We start from the raw sequence: 24,762 nt of genomic DNA, 5'->3' as shown, positions 1-24,762 counted from the left end.
TGGTCGTGATCAAGGGTTGATTCGCGTGAGGTCGTTGATCCAGATCATGGAGGCGCGCAGGTGCAGGCCGGCGAGGTAGCTCTGCGGGGTCTTGTCGTAGCGGGTGGCGATGCCGCGCCAGGCTTTCAGCTTGTTAATCAGGCGCTCGACGGTGTTCCTCTCCTTGTAGAGGGCGGTGTTATGACCGACGGGCCGACCGCCTCTGCGGCCCTTCTTCACTCGGTGGGCGGCTTGGTCCTTCTTCTCCGGGATGACTGCCTTGATCTGGCGTCGTCGCAGGTAGGCGCGGTTGCCGCGGGACGAGTACGCCTTGTCACCGGCGACCGCGTCCGGCCGGGTGCGGGGGCGGCCGACCGGTCCGGGGACGCGCACCTTCTTCAGCACGGGGATGAACTGCGGGCTGTCGGCGGCCTGTCCGGCGGTCAGGATGAGCGCGAGCGGGCGGCACTTGCGGTCGGCGGCGATGTGGACCTTGCTGGTCTGTCCGCCGCGCGAGCGCCCGAGCAGGGCCGCTTTCAGTCGGAGTCGGTGTCGTCTTCGCCGGTGGCGTCGCTCTTGCCGCCCCGGATTGCTGCCGCCGGATCGTCCGTCTTGTCCTTGCTCATCGCCCCCTTTGACGGGGCCTTCCCCTCCTCGGCGGCGACCTTCTCCAGGGCACTGAGCACCTCCTCGCCGAGCTGCATCCCGGCGGCGTCGTGATGGGCGCGGGCGATGGTGGAATCCACGCTGACCAGCGACAAGTCCACCTCACCGCGCCTCGCAGCCTCCGCTATCAGACCCTCCAGCAGGGCCTCGAAGACGCCGGCGTCCCGCCACTGCCTAAAGCGGTTGTGGACAGTGGGCCAGGCACCGAACTCGGTCGGCATCTCCCGCCACTGCCCACCTGTCCTGAAGCGCCAGATCACGCCCTCGAATTGCTGTCGCAGCCGCTCGGGATACGGGCCGTACGCGCCGATCGGCAGGTACGGCTCGACGAACTCCCATGCCTCGTCCGTCAGTTGCACCCGCGTCATGCATAACGATCTACCAGATCACGCCACGGGACGTGGGCGAGTCCCACAATTCATCACGACCGCCGCAGCAGCGCCGTGAACCGCTTCTCCACGTCCCCGGCCGGGCCGATCGGACGCAGGTCCGGGTCAAGGAGGACGAGGAGGTCCCAGGCTTCCGTCCACGGGATCCCGAAAGCCTTGTCAAGGGCCAGCAGCAGACGCAGCGGGGTGAGAGTGAAGCCCTCGTTGTCTCTGAGCGCCTCGATCATCGCAAGCAGACCGGCACCATCGGCCGCCAGCCTACGAATGTCTTCTGTTGCCTCGTCCACTGCTGTTCCCGCCGTCCGTTCCAGAGGGTGTCCCCCTCCAAGCCATGCACAGACGATCTACCAGATCGCGCCACGAGACGTGGGTGCTCCCACAGATTGATCACGACCAGATACAGGCCCTAGTTGAGCTGACCGTGAGCCTTTCCAACCTCACGCTGACACGAGGTGAAGGCCAAGAACGGCCTGGACGATCGCGGGGATGCGGTTGGTGCTGCAGCGGAGCTTCCGCAGAAGGCGCCGACCCTTCGGAGTGGCCGTGGCCTGCTCGCCGAGGCAGCGGATCTTGGCATGCATGCTGTCGTGCCGACGCTGCCACTGCTTGAGGCGACGGCCTCGGAACGGGACGCGTACGGTGTGGCCGGCTCCCTGGTACGCCTTGTCCGCCCAGCACTTCAGCTCGGATGCGGCAAGCGCGTGGATGACCCCGTGGGTCCGTGCGGCGGGTGAGGTCGTGGACGGATCCGGGTACGGCGTGGGGCGCCCACGGCAGCCGTCCGGAGGGATCGGTGAGAACCTGCACGTTCATGCCGTGGCGCTTGTGTTTCCCGGAGTTGTACGGGGATCCAACACGGGTCTGGCCCATGCTGCATGAGCAAGAACCGGGCGCTGCGACATCCGGCCGCCCGCGTCATCGACCAGTGTCGTTCTCACTCGGGGAGGGAGACGAACCCGGTAACGCAGGCCCTCCACCTCAACGACGGCGCAGTCGCCCGCATCGGGCAGCCCCTGCTGGCGGTTCGGGGACCACACGGCGGGCCGGGCCCAGTTCCAAGCCCTGCTGTACGACGTGGAGCGCACCTACGGGCCGCACCCTCCGCTCCCCGCCGACCTCCGCGGCGGCTGAGCCCGAGAGGCCGGTCGCCCCACATCCCCAACTCCTCCCGAATCGTTGGTCGAATCAGTGGCACCGATCACATCCACTGCCTACCATCGATCACCGCAAGGCTTGTGCACCGATGCACAAACTCTCCACGGGAGGCTCCTTTGCACCGCCGTCGTCGCACCGCGCTCGCCGTCTCCGCCGCTACGCTCCTCGCGGCCCCACTCCTGGCCGCCTGCGGCAACGAGGCCCACCCCGGTGCCGCCGCCGTCGTGGGCGGCGAGCGGATCGAGGTCTCGGCGGTCCAGGCCCAGGCGGCGGACGTCCGTGCCGCCCAGGAGAGCTCGCCCGAGGCGGCCCAGCTGGTCAACAAGTCCGGCCAGCTCAACCGGGCCAAGCTGCACGGGCTGATCTTCGGCCGGATCCTGGACCGGGCCGCCGAGGACGCCGGGGTCACCGTCACCCGCAAGGAGATCCAGGAGGCCCGGACCGCGAGCCGCGCGCAGGCGGGCGGCGAGGAGCAGCTGCAGGCGATGATGCTCCAGCAGCGCTGGGTCGCCCCGGACCAGATCGACGGCGACATGCGCCAGGAGGTGCTGCTGCCGAAGCTCGCCAAGGCGCTCGGCGCGGACCTCGGCACCCCCGAAGGGCAGCAGGTCGTCGGCGAGGCGCTGACCAAGGCGTCGAAGCAGCTGGACATCGGCGTCAACCCGCGTTTCGGCGCCTGGGACGACCAGAAGATGCAGCTCGGCAACTACCAGGCGCCGTGGATCACCCAGGTCACCGAGTTCGCCCCGCAGGAGCCGGAAGCGGGCGCCTGACCGGGGCTCCTGACCGCGAGGGCGGGCCGGGCGGTAGGTTCGGGCGGTGTGAACGCTGAAGCCCCCGACCACGCCGGCGAAACCGGCCGGATCGTCCTGCTCACCGCCAGCCACCGGGTCGCGCCCGGCCTGCTCTCCTGGCCGGCCTGGCAGACGCTGCACGCCGCCGACCAGGTCCTGTGCGGAGACCCGGACCACCCGCAGCTGCCCTACCTCCGCGAGGCCGGCGTCCGCGTCGAGCACGCGGCGCCCTCCGCCGACGAGCTGGTCGCCGCCTGCGCGGGCGGCCGTACGGTCGTGGTCCTGGTCGGCGGCGAGGGCGACGGCCGCCTGACCGACGGCCTGGCCCGGCTCGGCGGCTCCGGCCGGGTCGCCATGCCGGACCTGGAGCTGCTCCCCGGCTCGTACGACCTGCCCGGCGCCCGCCTCCTGGACCTGATCCAGGTCATGGACCGCATCCGCCGCGAGTGCCCCTGGACCTCGCAGCGTACGCACCAGGGCCTCGCGAAGTACGCCATCGAGGAGGCGTACGAACTGGTCGAGGCGATCGAGGACGGCGACCGGGACGAGCTGCGCGAGGAGCTGGGAGACGTGCTCCTCCAGGTCGTCTTCCACGCGCGCATCGCGCAGGAGGATCCCGAAGAGCCCTTCGACGTGGACGACGTGGCGGGCGGCCTCGTCGAGAAGCTGATCCACCGCCACCCGCACGTCTTCGGCGACGAGAGCGCCGAGACCCCGGAGGACGTCCACGCGCACTGGCTCCGCACGAAGGCGATCGAGAAGCAGCGCACCTCGGTGACGGAGGGAGTCCCCCTCAGCCAACCCGGTCTGGCCCTCGCCGCGAAGCTCGGCAGCCGCGTCCGTACGGCCGGACTCACCGTCCCGCTGCCCACCGGCGACACCATCGGCTACGAACTCCTCGCCCTGGCCGTGACCGCCGAGGCGAACGGCACCGACCCGGAGGCCGCCTTGCGCGCGGCGGCCCGGGTCTACCGGGATGCGATCGTGGCGGCGGAGGGCGGGGCGGGTTAGTACGGTGACCTGAGGGGCCGTACGAGGGGTGGGGGACGGGCGTGGACGCCGAGTTGAGGACGCTGGCTCTGACGGTGGCGCGGATCATCGAGAGCCCCGACCAGAGCGCTTACCGGCTCATGTCCGAGACACTGCGGGGCACCCGGAACACCTTTCTGGAGGTGCGGTTCGACAACCTGTGGGGGATCCGCCTCCGTGGTGAGGACACGGGCACGCCGAGCGCCGTACACGAGCTCCTGGTCGAAGTGAAGCGGACGGCGCCTTCCGCGTACGAGGAGCTGCAAGCCATCGCCGAAGCCTTCGCCGAGGACGAGCAGGCACGCGCGGTCGGTGGTGGCCGGACACCCGATCCCGTTCCGCCCGGTCCCGCCGCCCGCGCCACGGCCAACTCCGTCCAGGACGGCACCTTCCACGCCCCGGTCGTCCAGGCCGGCACCTTCTCCGGCGGCGTACACACCTATTACGCTCAGCCGCCGCACTCCACCCTGCCCCCGGTCGCCGACTGGCCGCACCTGCAGACGGCCGACCCGGTCACCCTCGGCGTGCACCGCACCCGGCGGCTGCCCGGCGAAGCGCCGCTGCCGCCGTACGTGGAGCGGGACTGCGACGCCGAGTTGGGTGACCGGGTCCGCGAGGCGGCCCGGGAGGGCGGTCTGGTGGTGGTGACCGGGGCGCCGCTCTCGGGCAAGACCCGGACGGTGTGGGCCGCCCTGGCGGCGAACCTGCCCGGTACGACCCGGGTGTTCGCGCCGTCGCCCGGGACGGACCTGCGCGGGCTTCCGGCGGTGGTACGAGGACGGGGCGAGGCGGACCGCGTCCTGTGGCTGGACGACCTGAGCGGCCACCTCGGGGAGCACGGGCTGACCCCGGCGGTCCTCGCGGAGCTCGTACGGCTGCGCGTGCCGGTGCTGGCCACGATGGAGGACGAGGCGTACGACGCGCGCCGGTTCGGGACGGCGGACCGCGCCCGGGTGCTCGACGGGACGCGACCGGTCGAGCTGAACCGGGTCTGGAGCGACAGCGAGTGGGCACGCCTTGAGGCGCTGGACGAGGAGCCCCGACTGCGGAGCGCCCGGCTCTGGCGCGGAGCGCACACGGTGCCCGAGTACCTGGCCGTCGGCTCCGACCTCGTCGAGGAGTGGCGGCGGGCGGCCCGGCCGACCCGCCACCCGCGCGGCCACCTGCTGGTGCGCGCCGCGGCCGACCTCCACCGCTGTGGAGTCCCGCACGCGGCGATCTCCGACAGTGTGCTGCGCGGCGCGCAGAAGCTGCATCCGGAGGCGTACGCGGCAGCCGAGGCGGAGTCGTTCGACGACGGGCTGGCCTGGGCTGCCGAGCAGCGGTACGGGGTGAGCGGGCTGCTGGTTCCCGGGGAGAAGGAGGGCACCTGGGGCGTCTTCGGCGCGCTGCTCGCCGATGCGGTCGACCGGCCCGACGGCTGGCCGGTCCCGCTCGGCCTGTGGATGTTCGCGCTCGAAACGGTGGGGACGGAGGGCGCGCGCTGGACCGTCCGGTCGAGCGCTCACGCGCACCTGGTGGAGCGGGCCAAGGGCGATCCGATGGCCGCGGCGGTGCTCGGCGACATCAACGTGGCCCTCGGTGATCTGGAGACCGCCGAGTTCTGGTGCCGCGCGGCGGCGGACGCCGGTCACATCGAGGCGGCCGCCGCCGCGGGAGAGCTGATGGTCGCGCGCGACGCGACGGCGGAGGCGATCCCGTACCTGGAACAGGCCGCCGAGGCGGGCGTCGTACGGTCGCAGTTCGCCCTGGGCATGCTGCTGATCGACCGCGCCAAGAGCTGGATGAACCGGGCGGCCGAGGCCGGCCACCCCTTGGCGGCGCGGGTGCTGCCCCGGCTCCACGCCGTGACGTACACGCCGCCCGATACCGTCAAGGAGTGACCGACACCCCCGCCTGCCCCCGCACGCCTGACGCGCCCGAACTCTTCACCTGGGAGTTCGCCACCGACCCGTACCCCGCCTACGCCTGGCTCCGCGAGCACAGCCCCGTGCACCGGACCGCGCTGCCCAGCGGGGTCGAGGCGTGGCTGGTGACGCGGTACGGGGATGCCAAGCAGGCGCTCGCCGACGCGCGGCTCTCCAAGGATCCGGCGAACCACGCCGGGTCCGCGGCCGCCAAGGGGAAGACGGGGATCCCGGGGGAGCGCAAGGCGGAGCTGATGACGCATCTGCTCAACATCGATCCGCCGGACCACACCCGGCTGCGCCGGCTCGTCTCCAAGGCGTTCACCCCGCGCCGGGTCGCGGAGTTCGCGCCCCGCGTGCAGGAGCTGACGGATCGGCTCATCGACGGCTTCGTCGAGAAGGGAGAGGCGGACCTCATCCACGACTTCGCCTTTCCGCTCCCCATCTACGCCATCTGCGACCTGCTCGGCGTCCCGCGCGAGGACCAGGACGACTTCCGGGACTGGGCGGGCATGATGATCCGCCACGGCGGCGGGCCGCGCGGCGGGGTGGCCCGGTCGGTGAAGAAGATGCGCGGCTATCTCGCCGAACTCATCCACCGGAAGAGGGAGAACCCCGGTGACGACCTGATCTCCGGGCTCATCCGGGCCAGCGACCACGGCGAGCACCTCACCGAGAACGAGGCCGCGGCGATGGCGTTCATCCTGCTCTTCGCCGGGTTCGAGACGACGGTGAACCTGATCGGGAACGGTACGTACGCCCTGCTCCGCCATCCCGGACAGCGTGCCCGGCTCGAGGAGTCGCTGGCGGCGGGGGAGAGTGCGCTGCTGGCCACCGGGATCGAGGAGTTGCTCCGGTTCGACGGGCCGGTCGAGCTCGCGACCTGGCGGTACGCCACCGAGGCGCTGACGCTCGGCGGGCAGGAGATCGCGGCCGGGGACCCGGTGCTGGTGGTGCTGGCCGCGGCGGACCGGGATCCGGAGCGGTTCGCGGATCCGGACGCGCTCGACCTCTCACGCAGTGACAATCAGCATCTCGGTTACGGTCACGGCATCCACTACTGCCTGGGAGCACCGCTGGCCCGGCTGGAGGGCCAGGCCGCGGTGGCGACCCTGCTGAAACGCCTTCCTGGCCTGCGACTTGCGGGGGAACCTGACGATTTGCGCTGGCGTGGCGGGCTCATCATGCGCGGACTGCGCACGCTGCCGGTCGAGTTCGAGCCGGGACGGCGCCTTGAGGAAGGTGACACGCTGTCACCTCTGTGACTTTCACGTGATCTGCGCTGCATCGACTTGTGACATGCGTTCGAGTCCCGCTAGGTTCACGGTTCGACGCGTCGGCCCACCGTTCACCGTTGGCCCGTCCGTCACTTGCGTATCAGCTTCACGCACGCGCGTAAGAGCTTCACGCACGCGCGCAACAGCTTCACGCTTCTCAGTTCCTGCTTGTCAGTCGCACGGAAGGCAAACTCCATGGGCTCCGCGAACGGCAGACACCGCCGCCCTCGTCAGGCACCCGCCATCGTCGTCGCCGCAGGTGTGACCGGATCGGCCATCGCCATTCCGCTCCTCGGCGCGGCAGGCGCACACGCGGCCGACGCCACCACCTGGGACCGGGTCGCGGAGTGCGAGAGCGGCGGCATGTGGAGTGCCGACCTCGGCAACGGCTACTACGGCGGGCTCCAGTTCTCGCAGGAGACCTGGTCGGCGTACGGCGGCGACGCCTTCGCGGAGCGGGCCGACCTGGCCAGCCGTTCGCAGCAGATCTCCGTCGCCGAGAAGGTCCTGGCGGACAAGGGCCCGCAAGCGTGGCCGAGCTGCGCGGTGATCTCGGGCCTCGCGGTGGACGGCAGCCTGCCCGGCGTCGACCCCGGTACGGTCCCCTCCGTCGACCCCACGAGCCCCACCACTCCCACTCCGGACCCGACGACCGCCCCGGCGAACGAAGCGGATGAAAAGGGTGGAGCGGAGGATTCCGACAAGACGGACTCCACCGGCACGACGGATGCAACCGGCAAGGGCGAGAGGAAGGGTGGCGGCGACACGCTCGACCCCTCGGCCGAGCCCTCCGCGCCTCCGGCCGCCGGAAAGACCGGAACGCCCGGCTCTCCTGACGCCTCGCAGCCCGCCACCTCCGCCCCCGACGCCTCGAAGGACGCCGACCGCACCGGCGGCAAGCACCGAGGCGCGCCGGCCCCCGAGGAGGCCGGCACGGTGGGGCAGGAGGACGGCCCGCGCGAGTCCGGCCGGCACGCCTCGCGCGGCGAGGGTGACGCGCGGGACGGCGGCGCGGTCACCGGCGGCGGCTACACCGTGCAGCCCGGCGACAACCTCTGGGCCATCGCCGACGCGCAGGAACTCCCGCAGGGCTGGACCGGCCTGTACGAGGCCAACAAGGACCTCCTCGGCACCGACCCGGACCTGATCCTGCCCGGACAGAGCCTGGACCTGGGGCTGGAGCAGGCGGGGCAGCAGACCGGTCAGCAGGCCGGTGAGCAGGACGGTCAGCAGGCCGGTGAGCAGGACGGTCAGGCGGACGTCCCGGAGGGCTCCGAGGTGCCTGCCGCCAACTGATCGAATTCGGGAAAACACCCCAAAAACGCGGGTAGTTCAGAGGCCTATGTCCACTTATGCGTAAGTGAGACATGGGTCTCTTTGCTGCAACTGGCGTGTTGCGTCCGCCTGCTCGGCGTAGATCGCCTCCGACCTGCGGAAACACTCCGTCAGGGCAGGCAAGTAAGCGCCGATTGAGTCGGTATGTCCATCTTTGAATGTCGGGGTTGCCTGTGTTTACGGTCGGAACCGCTCGCACCGCGGGCCCCGTCGACCGTCACGCCGAATCCTGCCGTCGGTCGAAGGGAACAGACGCGTAAAGCGCCGTAGGCAGGAGCGGGGGACCCAGGTAGGCCGCCGGGTCCGGACGGCCTCGTCGAAGACGAAGACGGGGACGTACGGGAACGGCTTGGGGTGAAGTCGCGCGCAAGGTCGCGCGACCGGGCAACTCATCAGCCCGAACCCGACAGCTCACCTCGTAGGCGTCGGTGAGGAGATCCGTTCCATGCTGCTGAACAGCAAGGGCAAGCACCGCCGCCCCTCGAAGACCGTCCGTCTCGCCACCCTCGCGGGTGTCACCGGTGCCGCCGTGGCCGTCCCGCTGATGGGTGCGACCAACGCTTCCGCCGCCTCCGTCGAGACCTGGGACGCCGTCGCCCAGTGCGAGTCCGGCGGCAACTGGTCCATCAACACCGGCAACGGCTACTACGGCGGACTGCAGTTCTCGCAGTCCAGCTGGGCCGCCGCCGGCGGTACGCAGTACGCCTCCCGTGCCGACCTGGCCTCCAAGGACCAGCAGATCGCCACCGCCGAGAAGCTCCTCGACATGCAGGGCCCGGGCGCTTGGGCCTGCGCCGGCGCCGGCGGCCTCACCAACGACGGTGTGGACCCGGGCGTGAACACCGGTTCCGGCCAGTCCGCGAGCAAGCCTGAGCAGGCGCAGCCCGAGCGCAAGGCCGAGCAGCCCACCACGCGCAGCGAGCAGCGCGAGGCCCCGAAGGCCGAGAGCTCCAAGAAGACCGTCACCACCCCGACCGGCGAGAAGGTCCAGAAGGGCGACGGCGAGTACAAGGTCAAGGTCGGCGACACCCTGAGCAAGATCGCCGACAAGGAGGGCGTCAAGGGCGGCTGGAGCAAGCTCTTCAAGCTCAACGACGACATCGTCAAGGAAGCGGACCTGATCTTCCCGGGTCAGCAGCTCCACCTGAAGTAACAGCCGTCTCTCCTCCCCGGAGGGAGGGGGTCCGGCGGCACCCTCCCTCCCTCGGCTCCCCGGCCCGGCGCGCTCTCCCCCCGTGCGCGCCGGGCCGGGGTTCTTCCGTGTGAAGGGCGCCGGCGGGTGAGGTGATGCGTTCACCTCTTGTCGCCAACACTTGTTACCAGCCAGTAGATTTCTGGAGTTTTGTCCCGTGATGCTGGCCCTTGGGTCCTTTTTCGTCCCAGGAGACGGGCGGTCGGCCGACTGACGCGGCCGGGCCGGTTAGGCTCGTGTCGCAAGGCCACAGTGACCCTGCACAACCAGCGTCATATCCCAGAAGGAGATGCCTCGTGCCGTCCATCGACGTCGTCGTAGCCAGGGAAATCCTCGACTCCCGGGGCAACCCCACGGTCGAGGTCGAGGTCGGCCTCGACGACGGCAGCACCGGTCGTGCTGCTGTTCCGTCCGGCGCCTCCACCGGCGCCTTCGAGGCCATCGAGCTTCGCGACGGTGACCCCAACCGCTACCTGGGCAAGGGCGTCGAGAAGGCCGTCCTCGCCGTCATCGAGCAGATCGGGCCGGAGCTCGTCGGGTACGACGCCACCGAGCAGCGCCTGATCGACCAGGCGATGTTCGACCTGGACGCCACCGAGAACAAGGCCTCGCTCGGCGCGAACGCCATCCTCGGTGTCTCGCTCGCCGTCGCGCACGCCGCCTCCGAGGCGTCCGACCTGCCGCTCTTCCGCTACCTCGGCGGCCCGAACGCGCACCTGCTGCCCGTTCCGATGATGAACATCCTGAACGGCGGCTCGCACGCCGACTCCAACGTGGACATCCAGGAGTTCATGATCGCGCCGATCGGCGCGGAGTCGTTCTCCGAGGCCCTGCGCTGGGGCGCGGAGATCTACCACACGCTGAAGAAGGTCCTCAAGACCAAGGGCCTGTCCACCGGCCTCGGCGACGAGGGCGGCTTCGCCCCGAACCTGGAGTCCAACCGCGCCGCCCTGGACCTCATCGTCGAGGCCATCAAGGAGGCCGGTTACGTCCCGGGCCGCGACATCGCGCTCGCGCTCGACGTCGCCGCGTCCGAGTTCTACAAGGACGGCGTCTACGAGTTCGAGGGCAAGTCCCGCTCGGCCGCCGAGATGACCGAGTACTACGAGGAGCTCGTCTCCGCGTACCCGCTGGTCTCCATCGAGGACCCGCTGTACGAGGACGACTGGGCCGGCTGGAAGGTCATCACCGACCGCATCGGCGCCAAGGTCCAGATCGTCGGCGACGACCTCTTCGTCACCAACCCCGAGCGCCTGGCCCGTGGCATCGAGGAGGGCTCCGCCAACGCCCTGCTCGTCAAGGTCAACCAGATCGGTTCGCTGACCGAGACCCTGGACGCCGTCGAGCTGGCCCAGCGCAACGGCTTCAAGTGCATGATGTCGCACCGCTCCGGCGAGACCGAGGACGTCACCATCGCCGACCTCGCCGTCGCCGTGAACTGCGGCCAGATCAAGACCGGCGCCCCGGCCCGCTCGGACCGCGTCGCCAAGTACAACCAGCTGCTGCGCATCGAGGAGATCCTCGACGACGCCGCGGTGTACGCCGGCCGCTCCGCCTTCCCGCGCTTCAAGGGCTGACCCGCAGCCCTTGGGCGGTGGCCTCCGTCCGTCCCCGCACTCGGTCCCGTACCGTGTGCGGGGACGGACGTGCGTCAGAGCTTGTCGTCAAACTGCCGCCTGCCGGGCGGCGTCTGGCACGCACGCTCGCGGCGTTGCCGAAATGGCCAAGTAGCTCCGCTACGAGACCATCTCGGCGCCTTGCGATCGCACGCACCAGTCGCCGCCCGGCCGCCCTTCGGGCGACGACGGCAGTTTGACGACAAGCTCTGGGAGGCGGGAGACATGGCCGGGAAGGACCGGGACCGGTTCTCCACCGCGACCAGGCTGCGGCTGCTCGGCGAGCAGACCGCGGCCCGCGTGTACCGCTCGCAGAACCGCCGCCAGGCCCGCCGCTCCCGGCTCACCGGCCGGGCCGCGTTCCTGGCGCTGGTGGTCTGCTCGCTGATCGTCGCGCTCGCCTATCCGATGCGTCAGTACGTCTCCCAGCGCGACGAGATCGCCGAGCAGGAGCGGCTCTCGCAGGAGGCGAAGGCGCGCACCGAGGAGCTGCGGGACGAGAAGGCGCGGCTCCAGGACGACGCGTACATCATGCGGCTGGCCCGCCAGCACCTCCACTACGTCCTCCCCGGCGAGACCGGCTACACCGTGGCCGACCCCGACGCGGCGGAGGACCGGCGCGGAGAACCCGGCGCGAACCACCGCCCCTGGCACTTGAACGTCTGGGACGGCGTCGACAGCGCCGACCGCGACTGACACCCCTCCCACCACCTCTTTCCTCCTACGAGCTTTCGACGAGCTTCCGAGCAGAACCAAGGCAGGCATGGAAACGCCCCCTCCGCAGACCGAGTCCACCAAGCCCACCGACGCGGACATCGCCGCGTTCGAGCAGCAGCTCGGCCGCCCGCCGCGCGGCCTGCGCGCCATCGCGCACCGCTGCCCGTGCGGCAACCCGGACGTGGTGGAGACCCAGCCCCGTCTGGAGGACGGCACGCCGTTCCCGACGACGTACTACCTGACCTGCCCCCGGGCGGCCTCGGCGATCGGCACGCTGGAGGCGAACGGGGTCATGAAGGAGATGACGGCCCGTCTGGAGACCGACCCGGAGCTGGCCGCCGCCTACCGGGCCGCGCACGAGGACTACATCACCCGCCGCGACGCCATCGAGGTGCTGGAAGGCTTCCCGAGCGCCGGTGGCATGCCGGACCGGGTGAAGTGCCTGCACGTCCTGGTCGGCCACTCGCTGGCCGCCGGACCCGGGGTGAACCCGCTGGGCGACGAGGCCATCGCGATGCTGCCGGAGTGGTGGGCCAAGGGCGCGTGCGTCACGCCGTGTGCCGTGAGCTCCGAGGGCTCCGAGAGCTCCGAAGGGCAGGGCGCATGACCCGGGTCGCCGCCGTCGACTGCGGTACGAACTCCATCCGGCTCCTCGTCGCCGACGTGGACCCCGCCACCGGCTCGCTCACGCAGCTGGACCGGCGGATGACGATCGTCCGCCTGGGCCAGGGCGTCGACAGGACCGGCCGACTCGCTCCGGAGGCGCTGGAGCGGACCTTCGCGGCCTGCCGGGAGTACGCCGCCGTGATCGAGGAGCTGGGCGCCGAACGCGTCCGCTTCGTCGCCACCTCCGCCTCCCGCGACGCCGAGAACAGCGCCGACTTCGTGGCCGGCGTCCGGGACATCCTGGGCGTCGAGCCCGAGGTGGTCACCGGCGACCAGGAGGCGCAGCTCTCCTTCGACGGCGCCACCAAGGAGCTGACCGGCAGCGACCACCTGGCGAAGCCGTACCTGGTCGTCGACATCGGCGGCGGCTCCACCGAGTTCGTGCTCGGCTCGGACGCCGTCGACGCGGCCCGCTCGGTCGACATCGGCTGCGTACGGATGACCGAGCGTCACCTGACCGTGGACGGCACCGTGGTGGACCCGCCCACCCACGAGCGGGTCGCCGCGATCCGTACGGACATCGAGGCCGCCCTGGACGTGGCCGCCGGGACCGTGGCGCTCACCGAGGCGGCGACGCTGGTCGGCCTGGCGGGCACGGTCACCACGATCGCCGGGATCGCGCTGGAGCTGGCGGAGTACGACTCGGAGGCCATCCACCACTCCCGGGTCTCCCGCGGCCAGGTCCGCGCGATCACCGAACACCTCCTCCAGTCCACCCACGAGGAACGCGCCGCGATCCCCGTGATGCACCCGGGCCGCGTCGACGTGATCGCCGCGGGCGCCCTGGTGCTGCTCGCCGTGATGGAGCGGACGGGCGCGCACGAGGTCGTCGTCAGCGAGCACGACATTCTGGACGGGATCGCGTTCACAGCGGCAGAAGACGGACCGCTCGGCGGCTGACACCGGCGATGTCCGACGGGATCGCCTGGAGCGCCGCGTAACCGTCCGATGGGGGCGCACGACATGACCGACACCGGCACGCCGCGCGGGGCCGTCGAGCGGATGGAACACCACCAGGTGGCCGTCTATCTCGCGGCGATGGCCCTCGGCGCCCTCCTCGGGCTCGCGGCGCCGTCCGCCGGGCCGGGGCTCGAGCATCTGATCAACCCCGTCCTCGGCGCGCTGCTGTTCGTGACCTTCCTTCAGGTGCCGGCCGCCGAGCTGCTGCGCTCGCTGCGTGACGGGCGGTTCCTGACCGCCGCGCTGGTGGTGAACTTCCTCGTCGTACCGCTCGTCGTCGCCGCCCTGTTCACTTTCCTGCCGGCCGACCGGGCGGTGCGGCTCGGGGTGCTGCTCGTGCTGCTCTGCCCCTGCGTCGACTACGTGATCGTCTTCAGCGGTCTCGCCGGAGGTTCGGCGCGCCGGCTGCTCGCCGTGACCCCGGTCCTGCTGGTCGCGCAGATGGTGCTGCTGCCGGTGTTCCTGTACGGGTTCCTCGGCTCTGGGCTCGCCGACATCGTGGAGGCCGGACCGTTCCTGGAGGCGTTCGCCTTCCTCATCGTCATCCCGCTCGCGCTGGCCTGGGGGCTGCAGGCCTGGGCGGGGCGGCGGGAGAGCGGGCGGAAGGTGTCGGACCCGGCCGCCACGACGATGGTCCCGCTGATGGCCGTGACCCTGCTGGTCGTCGTCGCATCCCAGGTGCCGAAGGTGGAGGGGAACCTCGCCGATGTCGCCGCCGTCGTCCCCTTCTACGCCGCGTTCCTGGTGGTGATGGCGTTCGCCGGGAAGGCGGTGGCCCGGCTCTTCCGGCTGGACGTGCCCGGTGGGCGGGCGGTGGTCTTCAGCGGCGCGACCCGCAACTCCCTGGTCGTCCTGCCGCTCGCGCTCTCCCTCCCGGACCCGTACGCGATCGCCGCCGTCGTCGTGGTCACGCAGACCCTCGTCGAGGTCGTCGGCATGGTGGTCTACGTCCGTGCCGTGCCGCGCCTGCTGCCCGCTCAGCCGGAGCGTCACCTGCACCTTTGAGCCTCCGCGAGGCCCTGGTCGGCCGCTCGGGGGACCCTTCCCGGGACACGCCGCCACGAAGTTCGTGAACTTCTTCACAAGGAATTCGGCCCTCTTGGGCGCAATGAGGAGCCGCAAGGGCCGTCCGGGCCGTTCGCGGGGCCCGGTGGCCGTCGTACGGGGGTGTTCCAGGGGTGTTGCGTACGCATGAAAAGGGCGGCCGTCGCGGCGCTTCCGGAGGGCCAAGGGCCAGCTCACAGGCGGTCAGGAACGTTTCCCGGGGCGTTGCGGTTCCCTTGCGGGGTCATGACCTGGGTCACGTGGGCGGCGAAGTGTAGCAGAGGGTGGATGAATCCTTGTGAAGGGGCTCACGAGCACCCCCCTGAGGGGAGGTGGATACTCGATGGCATGAGCACCACGGAGCGTCCCAGGATCCTCGTTGTAGGCGGTGGGTACGTAGGCCTGTACGCAGCTCGTCGCATTCTGAAGAAGATGCGATACGGAGAGGCGACCGTCACGGTCGTCGACCCGCGGTCGTACATGACGTACCAGCCCTTCCTCCCCGAAGCTGCCGCAGGCAGCATCTCGCCTCGGCATGTCGTCGTCCCGCTGCGACGCGTGCTGCCCAAGGCTGAGGTTCTCACCGGTCGTGTCACGACCATCGACCAGGACCGCAAGGTCGCCACGGTCGCGCCGCTCGTCGGCGAGGCCTACGAGCTGCCCTTCGACTACCTGGTCATCGCGATGGGCGCGGTCTCCCGTACCTTCCCGATCCCCGGCCTCGCCGAGCAGGGCATCGGCATGAAGGGCATCGAGGAGGCCATCGGCCTGCGCAACCACGTCCTGGAGCAGCTGGACAAGGCTGACTCCACGACCGACGAGGACGTCCGCCGCAAGGCGCTGACGTTCGTCTTCGTGGGCGGCGGCTTCGCCGGCGCGGAGACCATCGGCGAGGTCGAGGACATGGCCCGCGACGCGGCGAAGTACTACACCAACGTGAAGCGCGAGGACATGCGCTTCATCCTGGTCGACGCCGCCGACAAGATCCTTCCCGAGGTCGGCCCGAAGCTGGGCGCCTACGGCAGGGAGCACCTGGAGAGCCGCGGCGTGGAGGTCTACCTCTCCACCTCGATGGACTCCTGCGTCGACGGCCACGTGGTGCTCAAGAACGGCCTGGAGGTCGACTCCAGCACCATCGTGTGGACCGCCGGTGTGAAGCCGAACCCGGCGCTCGCCCGCTTCGGCCTGCCGCTCGGTCCCCGTGGTCATGTGGACACCTCCGAGAAGCTCCAGGTGCAGGGCACCGACTACATCTGGGCCGCCGGCGACAACGCCCAGGTGCCGGACATGGTCGGCCGCCGCGCCGGCAACCCGAACGCCTGGTGCCCGCCCAACGCCCAGCACGCGCTGCGTCAGGCCAAGGTCCTCGGCGACAACGTGATCTCCGGCATGCGGGGCTTCCCGCAGAAGGAGTACAGCCACGCCAACAAGGGTGCGGTCGCCGGTCTCGGCCTGCACAAGGGCGTCGCGATGATCGTCATGGGCAAGGTGAAGATCAAGCTCAAGGGCCGTCTCGCCTGGTACATGCACCGTGGCTACCACGGCATGGCGATGCCGACCTGGAACCGTAAGATCCGGATCTTCGCCGACTGGACCCTCGCGGTCTTCCTCAAGCGCGAGGTCGTCTCGCTCGGCGCCATGGAGACGCCGCGCGAGGAGTTCTACGAGGCCGCCAAGCCGGCCCCGGCTCCGGCCGTCGCCGCCACCAAGCCCGAGGGCGAGAAGGCCAAGGCCTCCTGACCCTCCGGTGACCCGCTCCGCGAGAAGCGTCCCGCAGTACGCCCGAAGGGGCCGTCCGCCATCCGTGGTGCGGACGGCCCCTTCGCCGTGTCCGTGGCCGGGCGCGCTGCCTCGCGGAGGGCTTTTGCCCTTTCGTTGCCTGGTAGCGGGATGACGGAGCGTGGAGGAAGAGTTGACACAGACGTACCTCGTCATGGCACCGATCCCTGCCACGGCGGGACTATGGGCACGTCGTTACGCATCGGGCTTGTTGTGTTTGTCGGGAACACCACCACGGAGGTGTGCGCCATGGCACGCGCCGCATCGCGGCTGACCGCTCTCGCCGAAGAGTTGCTCTCGGAACCCCTACCGGTCCGCATCCGGGCCTGGGACGGCAGCGAATCGGGTCCGCCCGGCGCCCCCGTCCTCGTGATCCGCCACCGCCGCGCCTTGCGCAGACTCCTGTGGAAGCCCGGCGAACTGGGTCTGGCCCGCGCCTGGGTGGCCGGGGAGATCGATGTCGAGGGCGATCTGTACGAGGTGCTCGACCGGATCGCCGGGCTGCTGTGGGACCGCGGCGCCGACGCCAAGGACGCCGTCCACCCGCTCCGCGACCCCGCCGTACGCGCCTTCGGCCGCGGCCTCCTCCGGCTGGCCGGCCCCTGGCCGCCGCCCGCCCCGCCCGCCGAGGAGGTCCGCCGCCGCACCGGTCCGCTGCACACCAAGCGGCGCGACAAGGAGGCCATCAGCCACCACTACGACGTGGGCAACGACTTCTACGGCCTGGTCCTCGGCCCCTCCATGGTCTACTCCTGCGCCTACTGGCAGGACGGCGGGACCTTGGAGGACGCCCAGCGCGACAAGCTCGACCTGGTCTGCCGCAAGCTCGCCCTGAAGGAGGGCGACCGGCTCCTGGACGTCGGCTGCGGCTGGGGCTCCATGGCCATCCACGCCGCCCGTGCGTACGGAGCCCAGGTCACCGGCATCACCCTCTCCCAGGAACAGGCCACCCACGCCCGCAAGCGCATCGCCGAGGAGGGCCTGACCGACCGGATCGAGATCCGCGTCCAGGACTACCGGGACGTCCCCGACGGGCCGTACGACGCGATCTCCTCGATCGGGATGGCCGAACACGTCGGCTCGGTCCGCTACCGGGAGTACGCCGACGACCTCTTCGCCCTCCTCAAGCCCGGCGGACGCCTGCTGAACCACCAGATCGCCCGCCGCCCGGAGCGGGACGAGGACGCCTACCGCATCGACGCCTTCATCGACTCCTACGTCTTCCCCGACGGCGAACTCGCCCCGCTCGGCCGCACCCTGACGACCCTGGAGGAGGCCGGCTTCGAGGCCCGGGACGTCCAGGCGCTGCGCGAGCACTACGCGCTGACCCTGCGGCAGTGGGTGGCCAACCTGGAGCGCCACTGGGAGCAGGCGGTACGTGCCACCTCGCCGGGCCGGGCCAGGGTCTGGCGGCTCTACATGGCCGCCTCCGCGCTCTCCTTCGAGCACAACAAGATCGGCGTCAACCAGATCCTCGCCGTGCGCCCGCTGGACGGCGGCTCCTCCCGGCTGCCGCTGCGCACCCGCGCCTGGACGGAGGAGGCGAGGGAGGCGGGCGGCTGACCCGTATGCGTACCTCTGTAGTACGTACCTCTGTCAGACGTACGCCGGTGGTACGGGCGAGGGGCCGGTGCACCGCTTCCTCGGCGGTGCACCGGCCCCTCGTCGTCCCTTGCCGTCCCGTCCCGGTCCCCGGGACCCCGGCTACTCGGTCTTGATCGCCGTCAGCATGTTGAGCTTCGCGGCGCTGCGGGCGGGCCACAGCGAGGCGAGGACGCCCACCAGGCCGGCCAGGGCCAGGAAGACCGCGAGGCGGTCCCACGGGATGACCAGCGCGTAGCCCGGGATGTCGGCGGCCAGGGTCTGGCCGATCGCCCAGCCGAGGAAGACACCGAGGCCGACCCCGATCACCGCGCCGAAGACCGAGATGACGACGGCCTCCAGGCGGATCATCCGCTTGACCCGGCCGCGGTCCAGGCCGATCGCCCGCAGCATGCCGATCTCCTGCTGACGTTCGAACACCGACATGGCCAGGGTGTTGACGACCCCGAGGACGGCGATCAGCAGGGCCATGGCGAGCAGCCCGTACATGATGTTCAGCGCGGTGTTCACGAAGCCGCCGAACATGTCACGGATGTCCTGTCGGTCCATGACGCTCATCGCCGGGTTGTCGCCGAGCGCGTCCACGATGGCCTTCTCGTGGGCCTGGCTCGCGCCGCCGTCCGTCTTGATCCAGATCTCGCGGATCTCGGGGCGGGAGGAGGCGCTGTGCCGGTCGGCGAGCTCCTTCGGCATGACGAAGGGCGAGAGGAACTCGTTCTCCTTGTAGAGCGCCCCGATCGTGACCTTGCCCTTCTTCTCGTCGTCGAACGTCACGGGGAGGGTGTCGCCGGTCTTCCAGCCGTTCGACTTCGCCGTCTTGGAGCCGACGGCGACCTGGCCGTCCTTGAGCGAGGCGAGCGAGCCGGAGACGGTGTCCAGCGAGAAGACCTTCTCCACGTCGCCCGGGGTGACGCCGGAGGCGGAGTGGTACTCCCCGTCCACCTGGAGGGACGACGCCTGCTGCGGCGAGAGCGCGGAGACGCCGTCCGCCTTCGACAGGGCGGTGAGCGCCGACTCGTCGAGCGAGTCGCCACTGGCCATCGAGACCATGTAGTCGGCCTTGATGTTGTCCGTGGTCATCTTGTCGATGGCCTGGCCGAGGGTGACGCCGAGCACCGAGATGCCGGTGACCAGGGTCAGCCCGATCGCCAGGGCGGAGGCGGTGGCTCCGGTACGCCGCGGGTTGCGGACCGCGTTCTGGGAGGCCAGCTTCCCGGAGACGCCGAACAGCTTGGTGATCGCCGGCCGCACCAGCGCGATGACCAGGCGGGAGAGCAGCGGGATCAGGATGATGACGCCGATCAGCGCGAGGAACGCGCCGACCGCGACCAGGTAGCGGCCGTTCGTGCCCCCGGTGGCCGCGCCGCCGACGATGCCGACGGCACCCACCAGGGCGATGAAGCCGCCGATCGAGTTCCGTACGACCAGGGACTTGGTGGAGGCGGTGGCGTGCACGCTGCTCATCGCGGCGACCGGGGCGATCTTCGCGGCCCGGCGGGCGGGCAGCCAGGCGGCCAGGATGGTGATCACGATGCCGACGGCGAAGGCGGAGAGGATCGCGGTGGGCGAGACGATCAGCGGTCCGGCCGGGATCTTGCCGCCGAGCAGGCCCATCGCGGAGCGCAGACCGGTGGCGAGGCCCAGGCCGAGCGCGAAGCCGATGACGGAGGCGAGCGCGCCGACGACGGCGGCCTCGATCAGCACCGAGCGCTTGACCTGGCGGCGCGTGGCACCGATGGCCCGCATCAGGGCCAGCTCACGGGTGCGCTGGGCGACCAGCATGGTGAAGGTGTTGGCGATGAGGAAGATGCCGACGAAGAGGGCGATGCCGGCGAAGGCCAGCAGCATGGTGTTGAGGCTGGTGAGACCGGACTCGATCTGCCGGGCCTGCTCGTCCGCGAGCGCCTTGCCGGTCTGCGCGGTGGCTTCCTCCGGCAGCAGCGGGACGATCGCGTCGACCAGCTTCCGGTCGGAGGCGCCCGCCTCGGCGGCCACGGTGGCGTTCTGGAAGACGCCGGGCTTCAGGTAGAGCTTCTGGGCGGTCGCGGTGTCGAACAGCACCAGGCTGCCGCCCGCGTTGACCGCGCCGTCCTCGGTGGTGAAGACGCCGGAGAGGGTGTACTCCTTCACCGGGCCGTTGGTGGCGACCCGCACCGGGTCACCGACGCGGTACTTGCCCTTGGACGCGGTGTCCTTGTCGAGCGCGATCTGCCCGTTCTTCACCGGGCCGGTGCCCTGGGTGAAGTCGTACGCGGTGTCCTTGCCGTCCTTGCCGGGGGCGAAGTTGGCACCGGTGTTGGACCAGCCGTTGCCGATCAGCTTGCCGTCGGGGTCGGCGACCCCGGCGAAGCCGTCGACCCGGCCGGTGACGGAGGCGACGCCGTCCACGGCGCGGATCTTCTCCAGGGTGGCCTCGTCGAGGCCGGGGGTCTTCTCGTCGCGGCCGCCGGCGTACGTCTCCACGGCGACGGCGACGTCGTCGTAGCTCTTGGCGGACTGGTTGCGGAAGGCGTTGCCGAGGGTGTCGGTGAAGACCAGGGTGCCGGAGACGAACGCTACGCCGAGCATGACGGCGAGCACGGTCATCAGCAGCCTGGCCTTGTGCGCGAGCACATTGCGCAGGGCGGTACGGAACATGTCTGTGTGTCCTGGGATGGGTTCCGGAAGGGGGGACGGGGACGCGCGGGGTTCGGCGGCCGGGGTGCGGCAGGCGTACGGGGCCGCCGCGGGCGTCAGCTCGTGCGGCCCTTCGCGTCGAACGCCTTCATCCGGTCGAGGACCCCGTCGGCGGTCGGGTGCATCATCTGGTCGACGACCGCACCGTCCGCCAGGAAGATCACCCGGTCCGCGTAGGAGGCGGCCACCGGGTCGTGGGTCACCATCACCACGGTCTGGCCCAGCTCGCGCACCGAGTTGCGCAGGAAGCCCAGGACCTCGGCGCCGGAGCGGGAGTCCAGGTTTCCGGTCGGCTCGTCACCGAAGATGATGTCGGGCTGCGAGGCCAGCGCGCGGGCCACGGCGACCCGCTGCTGCTGGCCGCCGGAGAGCTCGGTGGGCCGGTGCTTCAGCCGCTCCGAGAGCCCCACCATGTCGATGACCTTCTGCAGCCACGCGGCGTCGGGCTTGCGGCCCGCGATGTCCATGGGCAGCGTGATGTTCTCCAGCGCCGTGAGCGTCGGCAGCAGGTTGAAGGCCTGGAAGATGAAGCCGATCTTGTCCCGGCGCAACTGCGTGAGCTGCTTGTCCTTCAGCGTGGACAGCTCGGTCTCGCCGATGCGCACCGAACCGCTGCTGAAGCTGTCGAGACCGGCGACGCAGTGCATCAGCGTCGACTTGCCCGAGCCCGAGGGGCCCATGATCGCCGTGAACTGGCCCTGCGGGAAGTCCACGGTCACCCGGTCCAGGGCGACGACCTGCGTCTCACCCTCGCCGTAGACCTTCGACAGCTCCGTGGCGCGGGCGGCCACCGCGGTGGCGCGGTGAACGGTGGGGGTGGTGGTCACAGGGACTCTCCAGGATCGGTGATGCGGATGCATGCGGTGGTGACATGGCCCGCGCTGACGGCGGTGCCTCGGGACTACTCCATCGTCACGTCCCGATCGCCCGACGTCGTCACTCCCTGAGCCCGTTCCCGTGGCCCTCTTGAGTCGCATCAGATGGGTGGGGCCGTCCTCCTCGGGTATGACACCGACCCTGATGCCTCATCCGACGGGCACCTCCGTCACTCAGCGTGACCGATGCTTCCCGGGCCGCGGCGACGCCCTCGCGACCAGGGCCGGAGCATCCCCGGGCACCCCGGATCCCGAGGGTGGCGCACCCCCTGGCGAAGCATGGCGCGCACCTGGCGCGTTGGGCCGTACGGGTGCGGCGACTTTCCGTCAATCCCGCAGGGCGTCCGGTCGGCCGGGATCGGGTGCGGGCGCGTGGTGAGGCCGCGCGAATATGCTGACGGTCCCTCAAGCGGTCAATAAAATAGGACAACATCGCGCCACTGTTCCGCTGATCGGGGGACGCCCCCGGATAGGGTCAGTTGCCAACGCGGAGCCGCGCGGCACGCCCGGATGGTGGAACGTAGACACGGCGAGCTTAAACCTCGCTGCCCCTCGGGGGCGTGCCGGTTCGAGTCCGGCTCCGGGCACCACGCAGCGTACGGAGCGTGACCTGGACGGCCCTGTCCGTAGCCTCGGGCCGACGTCGTTCGTCCTCTGCCCGCGCAGGGTCTCATCCATCCGTGCCGGTACCGGTGAGAAAGATCCTCCTCTGGCACTGGGTGCTTCTTTTGCCTACCCATTACTCTTGTCGCAAGGCCGCGCAGTGTGGCCATGGAGGAGTGAGATGAGGAGCAGCAACCCGGTCTTCTCGCGACGGGGGTTCAGCCGCGACAACGGCCACGCGGGCTTCAACGCGGCGCCGCAGGCCGGGGCCGCCGCGACGGGGGCCAACCCGTTCGCCCAGGGCACCGCCGCAAACCCGTACGCCACCAACCCGTACGCCCAGGGCACCCAGCCCGGCGCACCGGCGCGCACCGACGCGATGACCATCGACGACGTGGTGACGCGTACGGCGATGACGCTCGGACTGGTCGTCGTGGCCGCCGCCATCGCCTGGTGGGTCATGCCGGTCGACCAGGCGAACCTGGGCAGTGCCTACGGCGTCGCCATCGGTGCCGCGATCATCGGCTTCGTGCTGTCGCTGGTGAACTCGTTCAAGCGTCGGCCCTCGCCGCCGCTGATCCTGCTGTACGCGGCGTTCGAAGGTGTCTTCCTCGGCATCGTCAGCAACATCGTCAGTGTCTACGTCGCCCCCGGCGCCGCGATGCAGGCGGTGCTCGGCACGATGGCGGTCTTCGCCGGTGTGCTGATCGCCTACCGCACCGGTCTGATCCGGGTCACGCGCCGTTTCTACGGCTTCGTGATGGCCGCCGCCATCGGCTTCATGCTGCTGATGATGGTGAACCTGCTGTTCGCCGTCTTCGGCGGCGGTGACGGCCTGGGCTTCCGCAGCGGTGCGCTCGGCATCATCTTCGGCATCGTGGCCATCGTGATCGGCGCGTGCATCCTCGCCCTCAACTTCAAGCAGGTCGAGGACGGCATCGCGTACGGCGCTCCGCGCGAGGAGGCGTGGTTGGCCGCCTTCGGCCTGACCGTGACCCTGGTGTGGATCTACATCGAGATGCTGCGCCTGGTCGCCATCCTCCAGGGTGACGACTGACCGGAACGGCATCGGCCGTCACCGGCAAGCACATCGGAAGGGCCCGCAGGCATCGCGCCTGCGGGCCCTTCCGCTTGCACCGGTGTGTGAGGGGCGCGTGTTGGCACCGGTGCGCGAGGGGCGCGTAGGGTCGGGCGCGTGCTCGATACGACGCCTTTGATCCAGGTCGTGGACCGATTCGCCGACCGGCTGCGCTCCGCCCCGCAGAGCCGCCTCCAGCGCGGCGCGGCCGCCGAAGGGCTGGCCGCCGCGCGCGAGCTCGCCGTACGGGCGCAGCGCTTCGAGAGCCCCGGGGCCGAGCCGCGGGTGCTGCCGGACGCGGGGGTGTTCGCCGTGGGCGACCAGGTGGCCGTCGCCGGGCGGGATCTGGCCGTGGCACTGGTGACGGCCCCGTCCGGTGAGCTGGACGAGGCCGTGCGGTACGTCGAGGAAGCGGCGGCGCGGGCTTTCGCGTAGCCGGAGGTGGCGGCGGGTCAGAACGAGGCGATGACGCGGTCCGCCAGGATGTAGACGTTGTCCTCGCCGCAGGAGAAGGTCAGCGCGTAGGCGCCGGAGACGCCCGAGCCGCCCAGCAGCACCGGCTGCCGGCCCGCCCGCAGCGCGTCCGCGAGCCGCTCGGCCGTCTCACGGTGGCCCGGGGTCATACAGAGCGTGGTGCCGTCGGCGAACACGTACACATCGAGCGTGCCCAGCGGTCCCGGCCGCACATCGGTGAGCTCGGTGGCCAGGTCGGCCAGCTCCTCCAGACGGCTCACGGTGCGCTCGTGGTCGGTGACCACCGGCGTCTGTACGGGGACGAAGTCCGGGTGCGAGGGGTGGCGGCGGCGGGCGGCGGCCAGCTCGGGCGAGTCCTCGGGGTGGTCCGCGATCTCCGGCAGGTCCGTGAACTCACCGGCGAACTCGCCCGCGAACTCACCGGCCTCGTGCTCCGCGAGCGTCCGCTCGCTCAGCTCCGCCAGCTCCTCCATCGCCTCGGCCGATTCGAGGTCCAGCGACTCCAGGCCGGCGAAGTCGGCCTGGCGCGGCAGGTAGAAGGGGGCGTCCTCACCCAGCACCGGCATCCCGCCCAGCAGCGACGGGGCGTCGGCCGCGTCACGGGCCTCCTGGGCGGCCCAGAAGGCACGCGCCTCGGCCAGCTCGCGCTCGCGCTCCTCGGCCAGCGCCTCGGCCACGGCCGCGCGTATCTCCTCGGCGGGGGTGGCGGTACTACGGCTCTGCGGTGGCACCGACACACCGGGAGCGCGGCCCTCGGCCAGCTCCGTGCGCAGGCCGACGACCTGCTTGCGCAGCCCGTGAGCGGCATGCAGCGCGGCGGCGCCGACGGCCGTGGCAGCGGCGGTGGTCAGCAACAGGGCAAATGACATGGCGCTCACTGACAACTCCCGGTTTCAATCGATACCCCCGACTTCCTACATCAGCTTGGCCTGTACCCGTACCGCCTGTC

19 protein-coding genes, 1 tRNA gene, 2 pseudogenes and 1 riboswitch are annotated in these 24,762 nt (G+C 70.7%); of the genes and pseudogenes, 16 read left to right on the top strand and 6 right to left on the bottom strand.

The window, feature by feature from the left end; genetic code table 11:
* Window positions 1-9 precede the first annotated feature (9 nt).
* From ACQP09_RS12535 to ACQP09_RS12525, 3 genes and pseudogenes are all read right to left on the bottom strand, one after another.
* Window positions 10-1,013 (bottom strand): annotated as a pseudogene (locus ACQP09_RS12535) (IS5 family transposase).
* Between the two features lie 53 nt (window positions 1,014-1,066).
* Window positions 1,067-1,321: a hypothetical protein gene (locus ACQP09_RS12530; RefSeq protein ID WP_433398447.1), complete on the bottom strand. Its 255-nt coding sequence runs from the start codon at window positions 1,319-1,321 to the stop codon at window positions 1,067-1,069.
* A gap of 150 nt (window positions 1,322-1,471) precedes the next feature.
* Window positions 1,472-1,880, bottom strand: a pseudogene (locus ACQP09_RS12525) (transposase family protein); the annotation flags it as partial.
* A 425-nt stretch (window positions 1,881-2,305) separates the two neighbouring features.
* Between ACQP09_RS12525 and ACQP09_RS12520 the strand changes: the two are divergent.
* The 13 genes from ACQP09_RS12520 (at window position 2,306) to ACQP09_RS12460 (ending at window position 18,068) form a co-directional block, all read left to right on the top strand.
* The gene (locus ACQP09_RS12520) at window positions 2,306-2,962 is read left to right on the top strand and encodes a SurA N-terminal domain-containing protein (RefSeq protein WP_433398445.1); all 657 of its coding nucleotides are present in this window, start codon (window positions 2,306-2,308) and stop codon (window positions 2,960-2,962) included.
* A gap of 48 nt (window positions 2,963-3,010) precedes the next feature.
* Complete coding sequence (locus tag ACQP09_RS12515) at window positions 3,011-3,994, top strand: nucleoside triphosphate pyrophosphohydrolase (protein ID WP_433398443.1); 984 nt, start codon at window positions 3,011-3,013, stop codon at window positions 3,992-3,994.
* 41 nt (window positions 3,995-4,035) lie between these two features.
* Window positions 4,036-5,895: a tetratricopeptide repeat protein gene (locus ACQP09_RS12510; protein ID WP_433398441.1), complete on the top strand. Its 1,860-nt coding sequence runs from the start codon at window positions 4,036-4,038 to the stop codon at window positions 5,893-5,895.
* Window positions 5,892-7,184, top strand: coding sequence for a cytochrome P450 family protein (locus tag ACQP09_RS12505; RefSeq protein ID WP_433398439.1), 1,293 nt, complete (start codon window positions 5,892-5,894; stop codon window positions 7,182-7,184). Before ACQP09_RS12510 ends, ACQP09_RS12505 begins: the two co-directional genes overlap by 4 nt.
* Before the next feature lie 207 nt (window positions 7,185-7,391).
* Window positions 7,392-8,492 (top strand): transglycosylase family protein, encoded by a 1,101-nt coding sequence (locus tag ACQP09_RS12500; protein ID WP_433398437.1) that lies wholly within the window; start codon window positions 7,392-7,394, stop codon window positions 8,490-8,492.
* Window positions 8,493-8,783: 291 nt separating this feature from the next.
* Window positions 8,784-8,971, top strand: a riboswitch (cyclic di-AMP (ydaO/yuaA leader).
* A gap of 5 nt (window positions 8,972-8,976) precedes the next feature.
* Window positions 8,977-9,684, top strand: coding sequence for a transglycosylase family protein (locus ACQP09_RS12495; protein WP_433398435.1), 708 nt, complete (start codon window positions 8,977-8,979; stop codon window positions 9,682-9,684).
* A 335-nt stretch (window positions 9,685-10,019) separates the two neighbouring features.
* A complete protein-coding gene (eno, locus tag ACQP09_RS12490; protein ID WP_356746380.1) occupies window positions 10,020-11,300 on the top strand; it encodes a phosphopyruvate hydratase in 1,281 nt (426 codons plus the stop codon).
* A gap of 264 nt (window positions 11,301-11,564) precedes the next feature.
* A complete protein-coding gene (locus tag ACQP09_RS12485; protein ID WP_433398433.1) occupies window positions 11,565-12,035 on the top strand; it encodes an FtsB family cell division protein in 471 nt (156 codons plus the stop codon).
* A gap of 67 nt (window positions 12,036-12,102) precedes the next feature.
* Window positions 12,103-12,663, top strand: coding sequence for a DUF501 domain-containing protein (locus ACQP09_RS12480; protein ID WP_433398431.1), 561 nt, complete (start codon window positions 12,103-12,105; stop codon window positions 12,661-12,663).
* Window positions 12,660-13,622 carry an exopolyphosphatase gene (locus ACQP09_RS12475; RefSeq protein WP_433398429.1) on the top strand — a complete coding sequence of 321 codons (963 nt, stop codon included), beginning with the start codon at window positions 12,660-12,662 and terminating at the stop codon, window positions 13,620-13,622. The genes ACQP09_RS12480 and ACQP09_RS12475 overlap by 4 nt, the downstream gene beginning before the upstream one ends.
* A 63-nt stretch (window positions 13,623-13,685) precedes the next feature.
* Window positions 13,686-14,687 (top strand): arsenic resistance protein, encoded by a 1,002-nt coding sequence (locus ACQP09_RS12470; protein WP_433398427.1) that lies wholly within the window; start codon window positions 13,686-13,688, stop codon window positions 14,685-14,687.
* A gap of 387 nt (window positions 14,688-15,074) precedes the next feature.
* Window positions 15,075-16,466, top strand: a complete 1,392-nt coding sequence (locus tag ACQP09_RS12465; protein WP_433398425.1) for an NAD(P)/FAD-dependent oxidoreductase — start codon at window positions 15,075-15,077, stop codon at window positions 16,464-16,466.
* Between the two features lie 288 nt (window positions 16,467-16,754).
* The gene (locus ACQP09_RS12460) at window positions 16,755-18,068 is read left to right on the top strand and encodes a class I SAM-dependent methyltransferase (protein WP_433398423.1); all 1,314 of its coding nucleotides are present in this window, start codon (window positions 16,755-16,757) and stop codon (window positions 18,066-18,068) included.
* A 141-nt stretch (window positions 18,069-18,209) separates the two neighbouring features.
* On the opposite strand, the gene ACQP09_RS12455 is transcribed toward ACQP09_RS12460, so the two are convergent.
* Window positions 18,210-20,744, bottom strand: coding sequence for an ABC transporter permease (locus ACQP09_RS12455; RefSeq protein ID WP_433398421.1), 2,535 nt, complete (start codon window positions 20,742-20,744; stop codon window positions 18,210-18,212).
* 95 nt (window positions 20,745-20,839) lie between these two features.
* Window positions 20,840-21,610 (bottom strand): ABC transporter ATP-binding protein, encoded by a 771-nt coding sequence (locus ACQP09_RS12450; RefSeq protein WP_433398419.1) that lies wholly within the window; start codon window positions 21,608-21,610, stop codon window positions 20,840-20,842.
* Window positions 21,611-22,162: 552 nt separating this feature from the next.
* On the opposite strand from ACQP09_RS12450, the gene ACQP09_RS12445 reads away from it, so the two are divergent.
* The 3 genes from ACQP09_RS12445 to ACQP09_RS12435 all read left to right on the top strand — a co-directional run bounded on the left by ACQP09_RS12445 (window position 22,163) and on the right by ACQP09_RS12435 (window position 23,774).
* Window positions 22,163-22,248 (top strand) — tRNA-Leu (locus tag ACQP09_RS12445).
* A 194-nt stretch (window positions 22,249-22,442) separates the two neighbouring features.
* Window positions 22,443-23,318 carry a Bax inhibitor-1/YccA family protein gene (locus ACQP09_RS12440; protein WP_433398418.1) on the top strand — a complete coding sequence of 292 codons (876 nt, stop codon included), beginning with the start codon at window positions 22,443-22,445 and terminating at the stop codon, window positions 23,316-23,318.
* A gap of 138 nt (window positions 23,319-23,456) precedes the next feature.
* On the top strand, window positions 23,457-23,774 hold the full coding sequence (locus ACQP09_RS12435; RefSeq protein WP_432151495.1) for a hypothetical protein: 318 nt from the start codon (window positions 23,457-23,459) through the stop codon (window positions 23,772-23,774).
* A 17-nt stretch (window positions 23,775-23,791) separates the two neighbouring features.
* On the opposite strand, the gene ACQP09_RS12430 is transcribed toward ACQP09_RS12435, so the two are convergent.
* Window positions 23,792-24,667, bottom strand: a complete 876-nt coding sequence (locus ACQP09_RS12430; RefSeq protein WP_433406570.1) for a hypothetical protein — start codon at window positions 24,665-24,667, stop codon at window positions 23,792-23,794.
* Between the last annotated feature and the right edge of the window lie 95 nt (window positions 24,668-24,762).

It is taken from the genome of Streptomyces sp. CA-146814 (genome assembly GCF_050942385.1).
Taxonomy (GTDB): Bacteria; Actinomycetota; Actinomycetes; order Streptomycetales; family Streptomycetaceae; genus Streptomyces.
The sequence above is the reverse complement of the archived record's forward strand: the minus strand, read 5'-3'. Positions and strand labels throughout refer to the sequence as shown.

Bases quoted from the DNA above. Each gene is read 5' to 3' on its own strand.
- ACQP09_RS12455 (WP_433398421.1), bottom strand. From the start codon at position 20,744: ATGTTCCGTACCGCCCTGCGCAATGTGCTCGCGCACAAGGCCAGGCTG.
- ACQP09_RS12470 (WP_433398427.1), top strand. From the start codon at position 13,686: ATGACCGACACCGGCACGCCGCGCGGGGCCGTCGAGCGGATGGAACAC.
- ACQP09_RS12480 (WP_433398431.1), top strand. From the start codon at position 12,103: ATGGAAACGCCCCCTCCGCAGACCGAGTCCACCAAGCCCACCGACGCG.
- ACQP09_RS12475 (WP_433398429.1), top strand. From the start codon at position 12,660: ATGACCCGGGTCGCCGCCGTCGACTGCGGTACGAACTCCATCCGGCTC.
- ACQP09_RS12465 (WP_433398425.1), top strand. From the start codon at position 15,075: ATGAGCACCACGGAGCGTCCCAGGATCCTCGTTGTAGGCGGTGGGTAC.
- ACQP09_RS12440 (WP_433398418.1), top strand. From the start codon at position 22,443: ATGAGGAGCAGCAACCCGGTCTTCTCGCGACGGGGGTTCAGCCGCGAC.
- ACQP09_RS12485 (WP_433398433.1), top strand. From the start codon at position 11,565: ATGGCCGGGAAGGACCGGGACCGGTTCTCCACCGCGACCAGGCTGCGG.
- ACQP09_RS12495 (WP_433398435.1), top strand. From the start codon at position 8,977: ATGCTGCTGAACAGCAAGGGCAAGCACCGCCGCCCCTCGAAGACCGTC.
- ACQP09_RS12500 (WP_433398437.1), top strand. From the start codon at position 7,392: ATGGGCTCCGCGAACGGCAGACACCGCCGCCCTCGTCAGGCACCCGCC.
- ACQP09_RS12460 (WP_433398423.1), top strand. From the start codon at position 16,755: ATGGCACGCGCCGCATCGCGGCTGACCGCTCTCGCCGAAGAGTTGCTC.